Source organism: Pseudomonas juntendi, assembly GCF_021560075.1.
GTDB classification, from domain to species: Bacteria; Pseudomonadota; Gammaproteobacteria; order Pseudomonadales; family Pseudomonadaceae; genus Aquipseudomonas; species Aquipseudomonas juntendi.
The window spans coordinates 5,518,598-5,535,572 of record NZ_CP091088.1; the positions used below are offsets into that span (position 1 = coordinate 5,518,598).

The following is a 16,975-nucleotide window of genomic DNA, read 5'->3' on the forward strand; positions in this document are numbered from 1 at the left end:
GACCTCGTTAATTGGGAGATGCAGCGCGCCGCGCGGTGGTTTCAACCCGACTCGACGCGGCTGGCACAGGTGATGCACAGTGGCGTGGCCGGATCGAATTCCAAGCGGCCTGAGGCGATCAACTCGCCGCATTGGTTACACCAGCCATACTCACCCTCGTGCCAACGCTTGAGGGCCAGCTGGAGGCGGACGCGTTCATGCTGCGCCCGACTGCGGATGGCATCGTTCATTGCTTGCTGCTGGAGTGCATCCATCCTCGACAAACGCCCTACCTTGCCTTGATCCAGCTCTACCGATTGCGAGCGAGACTCAGCGTCTTCCAGCAATCGATCCAGCTCGGCAGCCCGCTGTTCCAGCAGGGTCTTGAAATGGGCAAGATCGAGGGCGTCGTCCATGGCCATTAGCGCAGCAGTAACAGCGGACTGGTGGTGGTGCGGAGCATGCTGGTCGTGGTGCTTCCGACCAGGAACTGCCGGATACGGGAATGGCCATAGGCCCCCATCACCAGCAGATCAATGCCATGCTCTTTCTGATAGGCGTGCAGGGTAGGCTCTATCTCACCGCTCAGGGTCTCGGCACGAACAGTGAACCCGGCGTTGAGCAGCACTTTTTGCGCCCAGTCCAGCTGCGCCGACGACTCGTCGTTCACGGGCCCGACCATGACCAGGTGGATCGGTAGTCCCTTCAGCAGGGGGCTGGCTGCCAGCATCTCCACACCCTTGCGGGTAGTAGCACTGCCATCGAAGGCCAGCATTGCGCTCTGGGGCTTCTGAAAGCTGGTCGGGGTGACCAGGATCGGCCGGTGCATGACACGAATCACGCTTTCCAGCTGGCTTCCGACATGCTGACTCAGGCCTCCACTAGACTCGCCCTGGCGACCGATGACCAGTAGGCGCGTTTCGCTTTCCAGCTCTTGCAGGCTCTCCAGCAGATCGCCATGACGTTGCTTGGACTCCGGTGCGGCCACACCATCCTTCATGGCCCGCTCTTTCGCGGCCGCTAACATGATCCGCCCCTGCTCCAGGGCCAACTTGCCGCGCTGTTCATCCAGGGAAGCAAGCTCATCGAGTAGGTGCTCGCGGCTGCCAAGGCCGATATTGCCACTCAGATCCGGTGCAACCGGGTACTGGCGCTGATCCAGCACATGCAGGAAGGTCAACGGGGCTTCCAGGCTCAGACTGGCCCAGGCCGCATAGTCGCACACGGCTGGGGCCGAGGCGGAACCGTCGATACAGGCGATTATGTGGTTCATTGTTGTTCTCCTTCTCAGTGGCCCATGAGTTGATCAATGGCGTCGGGTTTATCGTGAACGCCGAAGCGATCCACGATAGTGGCGCTTGCTTCGTTGAGGCCCAGCACTTCGACTTCGGTGCCTTCGCGGCGGAACTTGATGACCACTTTGTCCAAAGCGGCAACGGCGGTGATATCCCAGAAGTGGGCGCGATTCAGGTCGATGGTTACCTTGTTCAGGGCTTCTTTGAAGTCGAAGGCCGCGACGAACTTGTCTGCTGAGCTGAAGAACACCTGGCCGGTGACGTTATAGCTACGATGCTCGCCGGCTTCGTCCAGCGAAGAGCTGATCGCCATGTAATGGCCAACCTTGTTGGCGAAGAACATCGCGGCCAGCAGCACGCCGGCCAGCACGCCGAAGGCCAGGTTATGGGTGGCGACCACGACCACCACGGTGACGACCATGACAATGTTGGTCGACAGCGGATGCTTCTTCAGGTTGCGCAGCGAATCCCAACTGAAGGTGCCGATGGACACCATGATCATCACTGCCACCAGCGCCGCCATCGGGATCTGCTTCAACCAGTCGCCGAGGAACACCACCATCAGCAGCAGGAATACGCCTGCGGCAAGGGACGACAGGCGCGAACGACCACCGGATTTCACGTTGATGATCGACTGACCAATCATCGCGCAGCCGGCCATACCGCCGAGCAGACCCGAAGCAATGTTGGCCACGCCCTGGCCCTTGCACTCGCGGTTCTTGTCGCTGGGGGTGTCGGTCAGGTCGTCAACAATGGTCGCGGTCATCATCGACTCCAGCAGACCGACCACGGCCAGTGCTGCCGAGTAAGGGAAGATGATGGCCAACGTCTCGAACGTCAGCGGCACGTCAGGCCAGAGGAAGATTGGCAGCGTATCGGGCAGTTGGCCCATATCGCCGACCGTGCGGATATCTAGCCCAACCGACATGGCGACGGCGGTCAGCACGATGATGCACACCAGCGGCGATGGGATGAGCTTGCCGATCTTGGGGACGTAGGGGAACAGATAGATGATGCCGAGGCCTGCGGCTGTCATGGCGTAGACGTGCCAGGTGACGTTGGTTAACTCGGGTAGCTGAGCCATGAAGATCAGGATCGCCAGGGCATTGACGAAGCCGGTCACCACCGAGCGCGAGACGAAGCGCATCAGTGAGCCGAGCTTCAGGTACCCAGCAGCGATCTGTAAAACACCACATAGCAGCGTGGCGGCCAGCAGGTATTCGAGACCATGATTCTTGACCAGGGTCACCATCAGCAGTGCCATGGCCCCGGTTGCGGCCGAGATCATTCCGGGTCGGCCACCGACAAAGGCGATCACCACGGCGATACAGAAAGAGGCGTACAGGCCGACCTTGGGGTCAACCCCGGCAATGATCGAGAAAGCGATGGCTTCAGGGATGAGGGCCAGTGCGACCACAATACCGGCGAGGATGTCGCCACGGATGTTGGATAACCAGGTTTGTTTTAACGAGTGGAGCATCAGAATTCCCAAGGCAATGGATCACGCAGCGCAGCATGGCGCAGGCCATGTGCAACTGGTCGATATGAGGTCAAATTGTCGGATGTAGGGGGGCTGTGGCGGGTGTTGAAACCGAAAGCACAGCAGAGCGCGACCGCTGGCAGAGCAAGCAGTCACAGATGATGCGGGGGGCGAAGCGCTATGGCGGCGTAGGCAGCCAGATCATGTTTTGCAGGGTAAGCATGAGGTCTTATCGAGTGTCTTTGGTAACTCAATGGCCGCGACAGTCTACAGGAAGAGGGTAATTACTGCGAGTCAACCCTGAGTAGGGCGTCCTGCTTGGATGTCAGCCTGAGCTATACCCTAACTGGATGTCATTTTCAGAAGACGACTGCACCAGTTGATTGGGCGTAATGGCTGTTGTGCAGCCAGCTCCTGACAGTTCAATATCAGAAGTGATCTGCACCAATCTCGACTATGCTCAATACTCGTGTGCACCAAAGCGAGGTGAGCATGGCGACGGAGGCTCTGTTGCAAAGATTGGCGGCAGTCAGAGGTAGGCTGTCGCTCTGCGCCGATCAGGCGGCTGCTGCGAAATGGTGGTTGAGCATGCCCATGGCCTCCGTCAGCGCCGAGGGCCCAATGCCAAAAGCTCTCTCCACAAGGCGCACCTCGCCCCTGATGCCGGGCTGCAGGCACCAGGGGCGAGCCTGTCCTTTGCGCAGGGCTCGCATGACTTCGAATCCCTTGATCGTGGCATAGGCCGTGGGGATCGATTTGAAACCGCGCACCGGCTTGATCAGTATCTTGAGCTTTCCGTGATCGGCCTCGATCACGTTATTGAGATACTTCACCTGCCGGTGGGCCGTCTCCCGGTCCAGCTTTCCTTCGCGCTTCAATTCGGTGATCGCTGCACCATAGCTCGGCGCTTTGTCGGTATTGAGCGTGGCAGGCTTTTCCCAGTGCTTCAGGCCTCGCAGGGCCTTGCCCAGGAACCGCTTCGCTGCCTTGGCGCTGCGGGTCGGCGACAGGTAGAAATCGATCGTGTCGCCCCGCTTGTCGACTGCCCGGTACAGGTAGGTCCACTTGCCCCGCACCTTGACGTAGGTTTCATCCAGGCGCCAGCTCGGATCAAAGCCACGCCGCCAGAACCAGCGCAGCCGCTTCTCCATCTCCGGGGCGTAGCACTGGACCCAGCGATAGATCGTCGTATGGTCGACCGAAATGCCGCGTTCCGCCAGCATTTCCTCAAGGTCGCGATAGCTGATCGGATAGCGACAATACCAGCGCACCGCCCACAGGATCACATCACCCTGGAAATGGCGCCACTTGAAATCCGTCATCGTTCCGTCCGTCCAATCTCCGCCAAGCATGCTCAAGCTTCACGATTTTTGCAACAGAGCCCACACGAGTATTGAGCATAGTCGAGATTGGTGCAGATCACTTCTGATATTGAACTGTCAGGAGCTGGCTGCACAACAGCCATTACGCCCAATCAACTGGTGCAGTCGTCTTCTGAAAATGACATTTGGTATCTCTCATAAACGGATGTTTTTGAGAGAACTATCTTCGGCCTTCACACGCACGAAAGGCGGCGAAGCTCCGCCGTTAATCCGTCCGCCGGAGATCTCGCCCAGGCAGGCTGAAGGCCGAGCAAGCCTGACAGGCCCGAAAAGCCCGGCACGGGCGTCGGCGGCGATGACGGCGGCGGCATTATCCAGGGTTGATGATGGAAGTGGAGGATATCGACAACCTCTCGCGCAACCAAGACATCGCGGTCGGACTGCAAGTGATCTTGAAGCCACGGGCCCGTCCCACCCCGACATGGACCTCGATGCCCGAACGGACGTTAGATTTCGAGTTCTAGGCGTTCTGCGATGAAGGTTGGATCCCAGCCGGGATTGAAAGTGTCGACGTGGGTGAATCCGAGCCGCTCGTATAGGCCACGCAGGTTCGGGTGGCAGTCGAGCCGCAGCTTGGCGCACCCCTGCGTTCGCGCGGCATGGCGGCAAGCCTCGATCAGCGCGGAGCTGACACCCCGGCCCGCATGTGTCCGTCGCACCGCGAGCTTGTGCAGATATGCGGCCTCCCCCTTGAGGGCGTCGGGCCAGAACTCGGGATCCTCGGCCGACAAGGTGCAACAGCCGACGATGCCGTCGCTGCAACTCGCGACTAGGAGCTCGGATCTCAGGACGAAGGTCTCCGCGAATGTCCGGTCGATCCGCGCGACGTCCCAGGCGGGCGTTCCCTTGGCGGACATCCACGCCGCAGCGTCGTGCATCAGCCGCACAACCTCGTCGATATCACCCGAGCAGGCGACCCGAACGTTCGGAGGCTCCTCGCTGTCCATTCGCTCCCCTGGCGCGGTATGAACCGCCGCCTCATAGTGCAGTTTGATCCTGACGAGCCCAGCATGTCTGCGCCCACCTTCGCGGAACCTGACCAGGGTCCGCTAGCGGGCGGCCGGAAGGTGAATGCTAGGCATGATCTAACCCTCGGTCTCTGGCGTCGCGACTGCGAAATTTCGCGAGGGTTTCCGAGAAGGTGATTGCGCTTCGCAGATCTCCAGGCGCGTGGGTGCGGACGTAGTCAGCGCCATTGCCGATCGCGTGAAGTTCCGCCGCAAGGCTCGCTGGACCCAGATCCTTTACAGGAAGGCCAACGGTGGCGCCCAAGAAGGATTTCCGCGACACCGAGACCAATAGCGGAAGCCCCAACGCCGACTTCAGCTTTTGAAGGTTCGACAGCACGTGCAGCGATGTTTCCGGTGCGGGGCTCAAGAAAAATCCCATCCCCGGATCGAGGATGAGCCGGTCGGCAGCGACCCCGCTCCGTCGCAAGGCGGAAACCCGCGCCTCGAAGAACCGCACAATCTCGTCGAGCGCGTCTTCGGGTCGAAGGTGACCGGTGCGGGTGGCGATGCCATCCCGCTGCGCTGAGTGCATAACCACCAGCCTGCAGTCCGCCTCAGCAATATCGGGATAGAGCGCAGGGTCAGGAAATCCTTGGATATCGTTCAGGTAGCCCACGCCGCGCTTGAGCGCATAGCGCTGGGTTTCCGGTTGGAAGCTGTCGATTGAAACACGGTGCATCTGATCGGACAGGGCGTCTAAGAGCGGCGCAATACGTCTGATCTCATCGGCCGGCGATACAGGCCTCGCGTCCGGATGGCTGGCGGCCGGTCCGACATCCACGACGTCTGATCCGACTCGCAGCATTTCGATCGCCGCGGTGACAGCGCCGGCGGGGTCTAGCCGCCGGCTCTCATCGAAGAAGGAGTCCTCGGTGAGATTCAGAATGCCGAACACCGTCACCATGGCGTCGGCCTCCGCAGCGACTTCCACGATGGGGATCGGGCGAGCAAAAAGGCAGCAATTATGAGCCCCATACCTACAAAGCCCCACGCATCAAGCTTTTGCCCATGAAGCAACCAGGCAATGGCTGTAATTATGACGACGCCGAGTCCCGACCAGACTGCATAAGCAACACCGACAGGGATGGATTTCAGAACCAGAGAAAGAAAATAAAATGCGATGCCATAACCGATTATGACAACGGCGGAAGGGGCAAGCTTAGTAAAGCCCTCGCTAGATTTTAATGCGGATGTTGCGATTACTTCGCCAACTATTGCGATAACAAGAAAAAGCCAGCCTTTCATGATATATCTCCCAATTTGTGTAGGGCTTATTATGCACGCTTAAAAATAATAAAAGCAGACTTGACCTGATAGTTTGGCTGTGAGCAATTATGTGCTTAGTGCATCTAACACCTGAATTAAGCCGACCCGCGAAGCGGGTTCGGCTTGAATGCTGTAATGGACTCCCCCCGCACCACCCTTCTATACCAAGCATCGTGGTGGCTGAAATTGGGAGAGTCGGTATGAAACGCATTGCAGTTGATCTGGCCAAATCCGTTTACCAAGTTGCCGAGAGTGTCCGTTCCGGCCAGGTGGTGCAGCGCAAGCGGCTGAACCGAGAGGCGTTCCGGCGATATATACAGGAGCAGGCCGAACCGGTCGAGTGGGTGATGGAGGCCTGTGGCACGGCCCACTACTGGGGACGTGTAGCGCAAGCCCTGGGGCATCAGGTGAGGCTACTGCATCCGCGCTACGTGCGGCCCTATCGCCGCCGCAACAAGACCGACCGCAATGACTGCGACGCCATGCTCGAAGCGGCACGCTGCACCGATATTCATCCCGTGCCGGTGAAAAGCCACAGCCAGCAACAGCTGCAACAGTTGCACGGGCTGCGGGAAACCTGGAAGAAAAGCCGCACCCAGCGGATCAACCTGCTGCGCGGTCTATTGCGTGAAGCCGGTATCGAGGCCCCCGCCTCGACCGCCGCCTTCATCCGCGCCGCCAGCGAGCGGGTTGACCAGCCCGAGCTCGCGCCCCTGAGCCGTCTGCTGCATATCGTCCTGGCCGAAATCAACCTGTATGAGCAGTGCATGGCCGAGTGCGAGCAGCAGCTCAAACGCTGGCATGCCGACGATGACATCGTACGCAAGCTGGATGAGGTCAGCGGCATTGGGCTGCTGACCGCCAGCGCCCTGACAGCCGCCGTTGGCAGGCCCGAGCGCTTTGCCAGTGGTCGCCAGCTCAGTGCCTGGCTGGGCATGACCCCGCGCGAGTTCAGCAGTGGCGAGCGCCGCAAGCTCGGCCACATCAGCCGACAGGGCAACGTCTATGTGCGTACCCTGCTAATCCATGGCTCACGGGCAGCCTTGCTGGCTGCACAACGCTGTCAGGCACGTACCCCGGAAAAGCTGACGCAGCTGCAACGCTGGGCCGTGGCAACGGCGGCGCGCATCGGCCACAACAAGGCTGCGGTAGCCCTGGCCAACAAACTGGTGCGGATCTGCTGGGCCGTGTGGTGCCATGAGCGGCGCTTCAATGGCAATTGGCAAAGCACAAAGCCCGCCTGACGGCGGGGGGTAATCAGAACGGCAAGATGGTTTTCTGGTGGTTGTGGTGAACAGCAGCACTGTCGGAACAGGCGAGTCCTGCAGCGGAATAAGGCCGATAACAATCATGATCCGCGTGATCGATTGAACGCTTGGCCCCCGCTGCGCGAACTACAGATTGGCCAGGGCAAGAAAGCCCACAACAGGCCGGATATACGAATGCAACCGCGCTGACGACAGGTGCAAAAGCAATGCTTTGCTCACCACTTGTGGGGAGAGTCCATATATGAATTGTTAGACATCACTGGCATGGCACCAAGCAATTTAGTGGCTTCATGTTTCACGAAGTGAACGAACGCCGCCAACTGATCCGCGCGTGAGGCCAAGCAATCTTCTCCTTGTCCAAGATAAGCCTGCCGGGCTTCAAGCAGTACGGGCTTATGTTGATCTGGCAGACGCTCAATTGCCCAGTTGGCAACGATATCCTTCGGTGCGATCTTGCCGGTTGCTGCGCTGTACCAAATGCGAGACAAGGTAAGCACTACATTCCGCTCATCGCCTTCCCAATCCGGCTGCGAATTCCATAGTTTCAGAGTGTCGCTCAATGCCTTGAATAGATCGCCTTCCGGAACTGGGTTAAAGAAATCCTCTGCGGCCGAACCTGCCAATGCAAGGCTATGCTGCCTTACTTTAGTTAGCAGAATAGCCAGATCAACATCGGTTGTGGCGGGCTCGAAGATGCCCGCAAGAATGTCCTTACGCTGCCACTCCCCGAATTGCAGTTCCCGTCTGGCCGGATAACGCCAAGGGACAACATCACCATGCACGACGATGGTAACTTCCAAGGCGCGGAGAGCCTCACTTTGGCCAGGGGAGGCAGAAATTTCCAAGAGATCTACGACCAGGGCTTGTCGGACAGTCTCATCGAGCTGTGCAGCCACAGTAACCAGCAAATCAATATCACTGTATGGCTTCAGGCCACCGTCCAGTGCAGAGCCGTACAAATGCACGGCCAGCAACGTTGATTCCAGATGACGCTCGATGGCGTTGAGAGCCAGTGATAGCTGTACCGAAATCTCGGCGGGTACTGCGTTACTCATGATGTCTAACGCCCGGCTCACGCGCCGGTTTGTAGCTGCGAAGCAGCGGAAAACCGGTCGCCGTGCAGCCGATTGTTAGAACGTAGTAACTTGGCACTCATATGTGGCTGTTTATTTTTCAGCCAACGCAAAACCGGCATTGGCCGGCGCAACCACTGAGACAAATATAAAAGGTTCTGGGCCAGAGTTCATTGCACCATGTACTTGCCCAGGTTTTGCGATGGCAATATCTCCAGCTTTAATATGAGTGGCTACGCCGTCACCTTGATAGTACTCGGCTTCTCCTGAGATAACCGTCCAAGTATCTTGGCCGTGAGGATGGACATGGGCAGCTATTTCCTGCCCAGGGTGGGCGTGCCAAACAACAATGACGGAGTCGTTGGTTTCCAGAACAACCGAACGAATCGGTTCGCCGTTAGACGGACGGACATATTCATCCACCGAAAAAATCCGCGATTCCGTTTCTGCTTTCATGTTCACACCTCATTTAAAACTGATTGGACACGTACTAAAAACGCAACTGCGCCTGGACGTTCTAACGCCCGCTTAAGTGGTGAGCAACGCTACCACAACACTCAATTATTACACCGTAAATACAAAAGCCAATTCAAACTAAAACCGCCAAACGTTGCGAATCCGTCTTAAAGCGTTTGTTATGTGCGTAGCCGAATCTTGCGCTTAGTCAGGAACAATGATTACCCCTAATTGCTCCAGTAACTGTTCCTGTTGCCACGAGCATATTTTTACACCCGTAAGATCAATCTTTCGAGGATCTAAACCATAAAGCTCTGAATGGCTTAAATCACAGCCTTGTACTCTAAACTGTTCCCAGCAGTCTTCCGAAAAAACACCACGGCTTAAATCTGATTCTTTAAATGAAGCGCCTCGAAGATTTGCACCAATCCATCTATTTTCGAACAGGTCACATTTTTCAATAAGCTGCTGCTCAAAATTGGCATAGGATAAGTTACAACCTGTTATGTATGCAGAACAAAAGTACATTTTATTCGAAACCTGATTTACAAAACTAACTTGACTAAAATTTGCTCCTTTAAGATCACAATCTCTCAGTTCAATACCAAAGCAATTTGCCCCCTTAAAATGGGACATTGAAAGCTGACAGTTTTTAAATGAAGCATCTCGAAGATCAGCATAAGAAAAATCGCACCCTTCCAATGCCCCCTGCTCTATGAAAGTACAGTTAATGAACTGTGTATCTCGGAGGTTTGAGCGCTTAAAATTACAATGTATAAAAGTACAATTGCTAAAGATATGTTCTTGCAAGTCCTGATGTGAGAAGTTCACTTGATTATATAATTGCTTTGATTTTTCCATGCTGTGGCTCCAAAAAACATTTGATTTGAAGACTATCATTTACCTGAAAGTTCTCAACAAAAACAAAACCAATAAAAACAGAAACTTAAAACACCCCGTTTTAGCCAAAATAAGGCATCAAAACGGCATTTTAAAGGTGGCTAATTCGAAACGACCGATGCGGCCAGCCAGAAGAAAGTTTCAGTGAATCTGGCTTGTTTTAGAGAAAGCACATAACTTTGTTTTAGGGCGACTGCCCTGCTGCGTAACATCGTTGCTGCTCCATAACATCAAACATCGACCCACGGCGTAACGCGCTTGCTGCTTGGATGCCCGAGGCATAGACTGTACAAAAAAACAGTCATAACAAGCCATGAAAACCGCCACTGCGCCGTTACCACCGCTGCGTTCGGTCAAGGTTCTGGACCAGTTGCGTGAGCGCATACGCTACTTGCATTACAGCTTACGAACCGAACAGGCTTATGTCCACTGGGTTCGTGCCTTCATCCGTTTCCACGGTGTGCGTCACCCGGCAACCTTGGGCAGCAGCGAAGTCGAGGCATTTCTGTCCTGGCTGGCGAACGAGCGCAAGGTTTCGGTCTCCACGCATCGTCAGGCATTGGCGGCCTTGCTGTTCTTCTACGGCAAGGTGCTGTGCACGGATCTGCCCTGGCTTCAGGAGATCGGAAGACCTCGGCCGTCGCGGCGCTTGCCGGTGGTGCTGACCCCGGATGAAGTGGTTCGCATCCTCGGTTTTCTGGAAGGCGAGCATCGTTTGTTCGCCCAGCTTCTGTATGGAACGGGCATGCGGATCAGTGAGGGTTTGCAACTGCGGGTCAAGGATCTGGATTTCGATCACGGCACGATCATCGTGCGGGAGGGCAAGGGCTCCAAGGATCGGGCCTTGATGTTACCCGAGAGCTTGGCACCCAGCCTGCGCGAGCAGCTGTCGCGTGCACGGGCATGGTGGCTGAAGGACCAGGCCGAGGGCCGCAGCGGCGTTGCGCTTCCCGACGCCCTTGAGCGGAAGTATCCGCGCGCCGGGCATTCCTGGCCGTGGTTCTGGGTTTTTGCGCAGCACACGCATTCGACCGATCCACGGAGCGGTGTCGTGCGTCGCCATCACATGTATGACCAGACCTTTCAGCGCGCCTTCAAACGTGCCGTAGAACAAGCAGGCATCACGAAGCCCGCCACACCGCACACCCTCCGCCACTCGTTCGCGACGGCCTTGCTCCGCAGCGGTTACGACATTCGAACCGTGCAGGATCTGCTCGGCCATTCCGACGTCTCTACGACGATGATTTACACGCATGTGCTGAAAGTTGGCGGTGCCGGAGTGCGCTCACCGCTTGATGCGCTGCCGCCCCTCACTAGTGAGAGGTAGGGCAGCGCAAGTCAATCCTGGCGGATTCACTACCCCTGCGCGAAGGCCATCGGTGCCGCATCGAACGGCCGGTTGCGGAAAGTCCTCCCTGCGTCCGCTGATGGCCGGCAGCAGCCCGTCGTTGCCTGATGGATCCAACCCCTCCGCTGCTATAGTGCAGTCGGCTTCTGACGTTCAGTGCAGCCGTCTTCTGAAAACGACAAACTGGATGTCAGGCAAGGCGCATCACGCCGTCAGAATAGAGTCCGCTTTCACATTCTTTGACACATGCTTGCCAAGGTCATAGATTTCAGCCTGACAAATTCAAGGCTTCGGGCGCAATGGAACCAAAAACCAACGCAAGCCCTGCCGCCCATCCAGCCCATGGAGGCATCTTGCAGGGACAACGCATCGGTTACGTCCGGGTCAGCAGCTTCGACCAGAACCCGGAACGCCAACTTGAACAGGTCGAGGTCGGCAAGCTGTTCACCGACAAAGCCTCGGGCAAGGACACCCAGCGTCCCCAGCTGGAGGCCATGCTCGGTTTCGTTCGCGAAGGCGACACCGTGGTGGTGCACAGCATGGATCGCCTGGCACGAAACCTCGATGATTTGCGCCGCCTGGTGCAGAAGCTGACCCAGCGCGGTGTGCGCATCGAGTTCTTGAAGGAAGGCCTGGTGTTCACCGGCGAGGACTCGCCGATGGCCAACCTGATGCTGTCGGTCATGGGGGCCTTTGCCGAGTTTGAGCGCGCCCTGATTCGCGAGCGGCAGCGCGAGGGCATCGCCCTGGCCAAGCAGCGCGGTGCCTACCGGGGCCGCAAGAAAGCCCTCTCCGACGAGCAAGCCATCACGCTGCGGCAGCGGGCCGCTGCGGGCGAGCCGAAGGCGCAGCTCGCCCGCGAGTTCGGCATCAGCCGAGAAACCCTCTATCAGTACCTTCGCAAGGACGACTGAACCATGCCGCGTCGCTCGATTCTCTCGGCTACGGAGCGCGACACCTTGCTTGCGTTGCCGGAAAGCCAGGATGACCTGATCCGCTACTACACCTTCAACGACTCCGACCTGTCGCTGATCCGCCAGCGGCGCGGCGACGCCAACCGCCTGGGCTTCGCGGTGCAGCTCAGCCTGCTGCGCTACCCCGGCTATGCGTTGGGCACCGACAGCGAGCCGCCCGAGCCGGTCATCCAGTGGGTGGCCAAGCAAGTTCAGGCCGACCCGGCGAGTTGGTTGAAGTACGGCGAACGCGACGTGACTCGCCGCGAGCACGCCCAGGAACTGCGCACCTACCTACAACTGGCCCCGTTCGGCCTGTCCGACTTCCGCGCCCTGGTGCGCGAGCTGACCGAGTTGGCCCAGCAGACCGACAAGGGCTTACTGCTGGCCGGTCAGGCCCTGGAGAGCCTGCGACAGAAGCGGCGCATTCTGCCGGCGTTGAGCGTAATTGATCGAGCTTGTTCGGAGGCCATTGCGCGGGCCAATCGCCGAGTCTACCGCGCCCTGGTCGAACCACTCACGGACTCGCATCGGGCCAAGCTGGACGAGCTGTTGAAGCTCAAGGCCGGCAGCAGCATCACCTGGTTGACCTGGCTGCGACAGGCACCGCTGAAACCGAACTCCCGCCACATGCTCGAACACATCGAGCGGCTGAAGACATTTCAGCTGGTGGACTTGCCCGAAGGCCTGGGCCGACACATCCACCAGAACCGCCTGCTCAAGCTGGCCCGCGAGGGTGGGCAGATGACGCCCAAAGACCTCGGCAAGTTCGAGCCGCAGCGACGCTACGCGACCCTGGCCGCCGTGGTGCTGGAGAGCACCGCGACGGTGATTGATGAGTTGGTCGATCTGCACGACCGTATCCTGGTCAAGCTGTTCAGCAGCGCGAAGCACAAGCATCAGCAGCAGTTCCAGAAGCAGGGCAAGGCGATCAACGACAAGGTGCGCCTGTACTCGAAGATCGGCCAGGCTCTGCTGGAAGCCAAGGAAAGCGGTAGCGATCCCTATGCCGCCATTGAGGCGGTGATTCCCTGGGACGAGTTCACCGAGAGCGTCAGCGAGGCCGAGCTGCTGGCCCGGCCGGAAGGCTTCGACCATCTGCACCTGGTCGGCGAGAACTTCGCCACTCTGCGCCGTTACACGCCGGCCTTGCTGGAGGTGCTGGAACTGCGCGCTGCCCCGGCTGCGCAAGGCGTGCTGGCAGCCGTGCAGACCCTGAGCGAGATGAACGCCTACAACCTGCGCAAGGTGCCGGCCGATGCGCCCACCGCCTTCATCAAGCCGCGCTGGAAGCCGCTAGTGATAACCCCGGAAGGCCTCGACCGGCGCTTCTACGAAATCTGCGCCCTGTCCGAGCTGAAGAACGCGCTGCGCTCCGGTGACATCTGGGTCAAGGGCTCGCGGCAGTTCCGCGACTTCGACGACTACCTGCTGCCGGCAGAGAGGTTCGCCGCGCTCAAGCATGCGCAGGCTCTGCCCCTGGCGATCAACCCGAACAGCAACCAGTACCTGGAAGAGCGCTTGCAGCTGCTGGACGAGCAGCTGGCCACCGTCACCCGCCTGGCCAAGGACAACGAGCTGCCCGATGCCATCCTCACCGAGTCCGGGCTGAAGATCACCCCGCTGGATTCCGCGGTGCCCAATACCGCGCAGGCGCTGATCGACCAGACCAGCCATTTGCTGCCGCGCATCAAGATCACCGAACTGCTGATGGACGTGGACGACTGGACGGGCTTCAGCCGCCACTTCACACACCTGAAGGACGGTGCCGAGGCCAAAGACCGGACATTGCTGCTGTCAGCGATCCTGGGCGATGCAATCAACCTCGGGCTGACCAAGATGGCCGAGTCGAGCCCCGGCCTGACCTACGCCAAGCTGTCCTGGCTGCAAGCCTGGCACATCCGAGACGAAACCTACTCGGCGGCCCTGGCCGAGCTGGTCAACCACCAGTACCGTCATACCTTCGCCGCTCACTGGGGCGACGGCACGACCTCTTCTTCCGATGGCCAGCGCTTCCGGGCGGGTGGTCGAGGCGAAAGCACCGGCCACGTCAACCCGAAGTACGGCAGCGAGCCGGGGCGGCTGTTCTACACCCACATCTCCGACCAGTACGCACCGTTCAGCACCCGCGTGGTGAATGTCGGCGTGCGCGACTCTACCTATGTGCTCGACGGTCTGCTGTACCACGAGTCCGACTTGCGGATCGAGGAGCACTACACTGACACGGCTGGCTTCACCGATCATGTCTTCGCCCTGATGCACCTGCTGGGCTTCCGCTTCGCACCGCGCATCCGCGACCTCGGAGAAACCAAGCTGTATGTTCCGAATAGCGTCCAGGACTACCCGACATTGCGCCCAATGGTTGGCGGCACCCTGAACATCAAGCACGTCCGCGCCCATTGGGACGACATCCTGCGCCTGGCCAGCTCGATCAAGCAGGGCACGGTCACCGCCTCGCTGATGCTGCGCAAGCTCGGCAGCTATCCGCGCCAGAACGGCCTGGCCGTGGCCCTGCGCGAGCTGGGCCGGATCGAGCGCACGCTTTTCATCCTCGATTGGTTGCAAAGCGTCGAGCTGCGCCGGCGCGTGCATGCTGGACTGAACAAGGGCGAAGCCCGCAACTCCCTGGCCAGGGCGGTGTTCTTCAACCGCCTCGGCGAGATCAGGGATCGGAGCTTCGAGCAGCAGCGCTACCGGGCCAGTGGCCTCAACCTGGTGACGGCCGCCATCGTGTTGTGGAACACGGTGTACTTGGAGCGCGCCACCCAGGCGATGGGCGATGCGGGGAAGTCGGTGGATGGTGAGCTGCTGCAATACCTGTCGCCGCTGGGGTGGGAGCACATCAATCTGACCGGCGATTATGTCTGGCGGCAGAGCCGCAGGCTGGAGGACGGGAAGTTTCGGCCGCTAAGGCTGCCCGGAAAACCTTAGCGTACGATTTTTTCCGTTTTCTCTATTCGCCCCTCGTACACCTATGCAGTTATTCACTCGGGTCGCATATCTCCTGTACGGCAACCTAGACAATTTCATGACCGCTATGAATGCCTGTCGCGCCGACAATGATTGACGCAACTTCACTCTCCGCCAGATGCAATACTCTTATGTTAGCCTGCCTGAATAGGCTGGACCGAGTAATATTCACATTTTTCATAGCTAGGAAACGAGCGGCCCAGTGTAGCTTTCTGAGCTGATGATCATGCCGGCTTTCCAAACACGCCTTGATGAACGCCGTAGACCTGGGCAGCTTCCGCTGCTGTCGAAACGCATCAGGAGGTACAGATAAGACGCGACACAGAGCCGCTAGTGAAATAAGAACTGGCCTACCTGGCAACGCGTATAAGTCATCCAAAGCGCGTGACAACCTTGCGACTAGCTCACGGTCTCTCCCGTCCCAGTCAATGTTATCGTTAACTGCCAAACGCTTCGCATGACAAGAAATATAGTTTCGGAGCCATGCCCGGTCGTGACGATATAGCCAAGTATAATTTTGCGCCTTCTTAGCTGGACCTATAGCGTAGCTTGTAGTAAAGGATTGTCGTCTAGCGACCAGCTCAAAATGGGGCGCAGGCGACGCTTGAGACACGGCTTTGAGTAACGGAGCAGGGCAAAATTTCACACTTTCAGCATCGTCTTGGATTAGGCATTGAAGGTCTACACCAAATGAATTGAGGAAAACATAGAAAAAAATGGGGTGATGGCTTGAGGCGCGTGCCCGTAGCAAATTGAATGGCCAAACTACTTTTTCACCGTGGAGCTCGAACAACCTGCAAAATTCGTCTCGTGGCGGATATAGCTCAGTAGCTTCTAGAAAATGCTCTGCAAGCATGCCAGCACGCACCCTCCCACGCGAAATATACCCAGCTCTGTCTAAGACGAATAAAAGATAGCGGGCCTGAAGCAGGCTGGAGATCGCTCGAGGGTGGGACCTCCCCCAATCCACGATGTCTGCAAGCTTCGCAAGCCGGCAGAAATACGCAGTAGGCGCAGACTCGATCTCCTCACGTCCCCGAAGCCGAATCACATCTGAGGGAAGAAAAAACTGGTTGAAATAGCCGAACCGTGGGTCGGATAGAACGCGCTGCAGGGAGCAATGATGGACCGGGCAGACATGTACGCCAGTGGCTTGGTGACCGACATGCCAGTAAGACACCCCATGTACCGAAACGTCCACGGCGACACATCGGGGGCAGTATTGCCGGACGCGGAACCGCTCAAATCCAGCTGCTGTGATACCCAACGTCATCTTGAGCCCATCAGACTGGGCCGACTGCATCAGCTGCCTGGCCCGCCTGGCTATCCCAGGGGAAAGAAAAGGCTCGAAGTATGGAAGTAGCGTATGGCTGTCCGCCAGGCCGCCAAAGCCTGACGAAGCTTCAAGGCGGCTCAGATAACACGGCAGGTCAGATGCGTAGCTGCGAGTGACGCTCCCAAACAGATCAGTCAGCGTCCGCCGGACCCCGACACCTCCAGAGATCTGATGGTAACGGGTTACCAGGCTGGTGATAGTTTCATCTGGAAGGGGCGTAGGGAAGTTCAGCACAGAAGCCATATCATCCCGCTCCCTA

Annotated in this window: 15 protein-coding genes; 4 read left to right on the top strand and 11 right to left on the bottom strand. The window is 58.2% G+C overall.

Annotation, left to right across the window (positions count from 1 at the left end):
* Positions 1 to 41: 41 nt before the first annotated feature.
* The 7 genes from L1P09_RS25525 to L1P09_RS25565 all read right to left on the bottom strand — a co-directional run bounded on the left by L1P09_RS25525 (position 42) and on the right by L1P09_RS25565 (position 6,391).
* Positions 42 to 401, bottom strand: a complete 360-nt coding sequence (locus L1P09_RS25525) for a TraR/DksA family transcriptional regulator (protein ID WP_119673426.1) — start codon at positions 399 to 401, stop codon at positions 42 to 44.
* Positions 401 to 1,252: a universal stress protein gene (locus L1P09_RS25530; protein ID WP_119673427.1), complete on the bottom strand. Its 852-nt coding sequence runs from the start codon at positions 1,250 to 1,252 to the stop codon at positions 401 to 403. Before L1P09_RS25530 ends, L1P09_RS25525 begins: the two co-directional genes overlap by 1 nt.
* Positions 1,253 to 1,266: 14 nt before the next feature.
* The gene (locus L1P09_RS25535) at positions 1,267 to 2,754 is read right to left on the bottom strand and encodes a SulP family inorganic anion transporter (RefSeq protein ID WP_119673428.1); all 1,488 of its coding nucleotides are present in this window, start codon (positions 2,752 to 2,754) and stop codon (positions 1,267 to 1,269) included.
* 557 nt (positions 2,755 to 3,311) lie between these two features.
* On the bottom strand, positions 3,312 to 4,076 hold the full coding sequence (locus L1P09_RS25545; protein WP_001389365.1) for an IS6-like element IS6100 family transposase: 765 nt from the start codon (positions 4,074 to 4,076) through the stop codon (positions 3,312 to 3,314).
* Positions 4,077 to 4,582: 506 nt separating this feature from the next.
* A complete protein-coding gene (locus L1P09_RS25555) occupies positions 4,583 to 5,083 on the bottom strand; it encodes a GNAT family N-acetyltransferase (RefSeq protein WP_000376623.1) in 501 nt (166 codons plus the stop codon).
* A 127-nt stretch (positions 5,084 to 5,210) separates the two neighbouring features.
* Positions 5,211 to 6,050: a sulfonamide-resistant dihydropteroate synthase Sul1 gene (gene sul1 / locus L1P09_RS25560; RefSeq protein ID WP_000259031.1), complete on the bottom strand. Its 840-nt coding sequence runs from the start codon at positions 6,048 to 6,050 to the stop codon at positions 5,211 to 5,213.
* Positions 6,044 to 6,391: a quaternary ammonium compound efflux SMR transporter QacE delta 1 gene (locus tag L1P09_RS25565; RefSeq protein ID WP_000679427.1), complete on the bottom strand. Its 348-nt coding sequence runs from the start codon at positions 6,389 to 6,391 to the stop codon at positions 6,044 to 6,046. Before L1P09_RS25565 ends, sul1 begins: the two co-directional genes overlap by 7 nt.
* A 221-nt stretch (positions 6,392 to 6,612) precedes the next feature.
* On the opposite strand from L1P09_RS25565, the gene L1P09_RS25570 reads away from it, so the two are divergent.
* Entirely contained in the window at positions 6,613 to 7,656 is a 1,044-nt protein-coding gene (locus L1P09_RS25570; RefSeq protein ID WP_096862040.1) for an IS110 family RNA-guided transposase, read from the top strand.
* Positions 7,657 to 7,895: 239 nt separating this feature from the next.
* Here L1P09_RS25570 and L1P09_RS25575 read toward each other — a convergent pair whose 3' ends face one another.
* The 3 genes from L1P09_RS25575 to L1P09_RS25585 all read right to left on the bottom strand — a co-directional run bounded on the left by L1P09_RS25575 (position 7,896) and on the right by L1P09_RS25585 (position 10,070).
* Positions 7,896 to 8,735, bottom strand: a complete 840-nt coding sequence (locus L1P09_RS25575) for an AadA family aminoglycoside 3''-O-nucleotidyltransferase (protein WP_096862041.1) — start codon at positions 8,733 to 8,735, stop codon at positions 7,896 to 7,898.
* A gap of 111 nt (positions 8,736 to 8,846) precedes the next feature.
* The gene (locus L1P09_RS25580; RefSeq protein ID WP_065761995.1) at positions 8,847 to 9,209 is read right to left on the bottom strand and encodes a cupin domain-containing protein; all 363 of its coding nucleotides are present in this window, start codon (positions 9,207 to 9,209) and stop codon (positions 8,847 to 8,849) included.
* A 204-nt stretch (positions 9,210 to 9,413) separates the two neighbouring features.
* Positions 9,414 to 10,070, bottom strand: coding sequence for a quinolone resistance pentapeptide repeat protein QnrVC1 (locus tag L1P09_RS25585; protein ID WP_000415714.1), 657 nt, complete (start codon positions 10,068 to 10,070; stop codon positions 9,414 to 9,416).
* A gap of 352 nt (positions 10,071 to 10,422) precedes the next feature.
* On the opposite strand from L1P09_RS25585, the gene intI1 reads away from it, so the two are divergent.
* From intI1 to L1P09_RS25600, 3 genes are all read left to right on the top strand, one after another.
* Positions 10,423 to 11,436: a class 1 integron integrase IntI1 gene (intI1, locus tag L1P09_RS25590; RefSeq protein WP_000845048.1), complete on the top strand. Its 1,014-nt coding sequence runs from the start codon at positions 10,423 to 10,425 to the stop codon at positions 11,434 to 11,436.
* Positions 11,437 to 11,810: 374 nt separating this feature from the next.
* Positions 11,811 to 12,371, top strand: a complete 561-nt coding sequence (locus L1P09_RS25595; RefSeq protein ID WP_003090771.1) for a recombinase family protein — start codon at positions 11,811 to 11,813, stop codon at positions 12,369 to 12,371.
* A gap of 3 nt (positions 12,372 to 12,374) precedes the next feature.
* Complete coding sequence (locus L1P09_RS25600; RefSeq protein ID WP_003090772.1) at positions 12,375 to 15,341, top strand: Tn3 family transposase; 2,967 nt, start codon at positions 12,375 to 12,377, stop codon at positions 15,339 to 15,341.
* Between the two features lie 85 nt (positions 15,342 to 15,426).
* On the opposite strand, the gene L1P09_RS26485 is transcribed toward L1P09_RS25600, so the two are convergent.
* Positions 15,427 to 16,959, bottom strand: coding sequence for a TnsD family Tn7-like transposition protein (locus L1P09_RS26485; RefSeq protein WP_100852558.1), 1,533 nt, complete (start codon positions 16,957 to 16,959; stop codon positions 15,427 to 15,429).
* Positions 16,960 to 16,975: the final 16 nt, after the last annotated feature.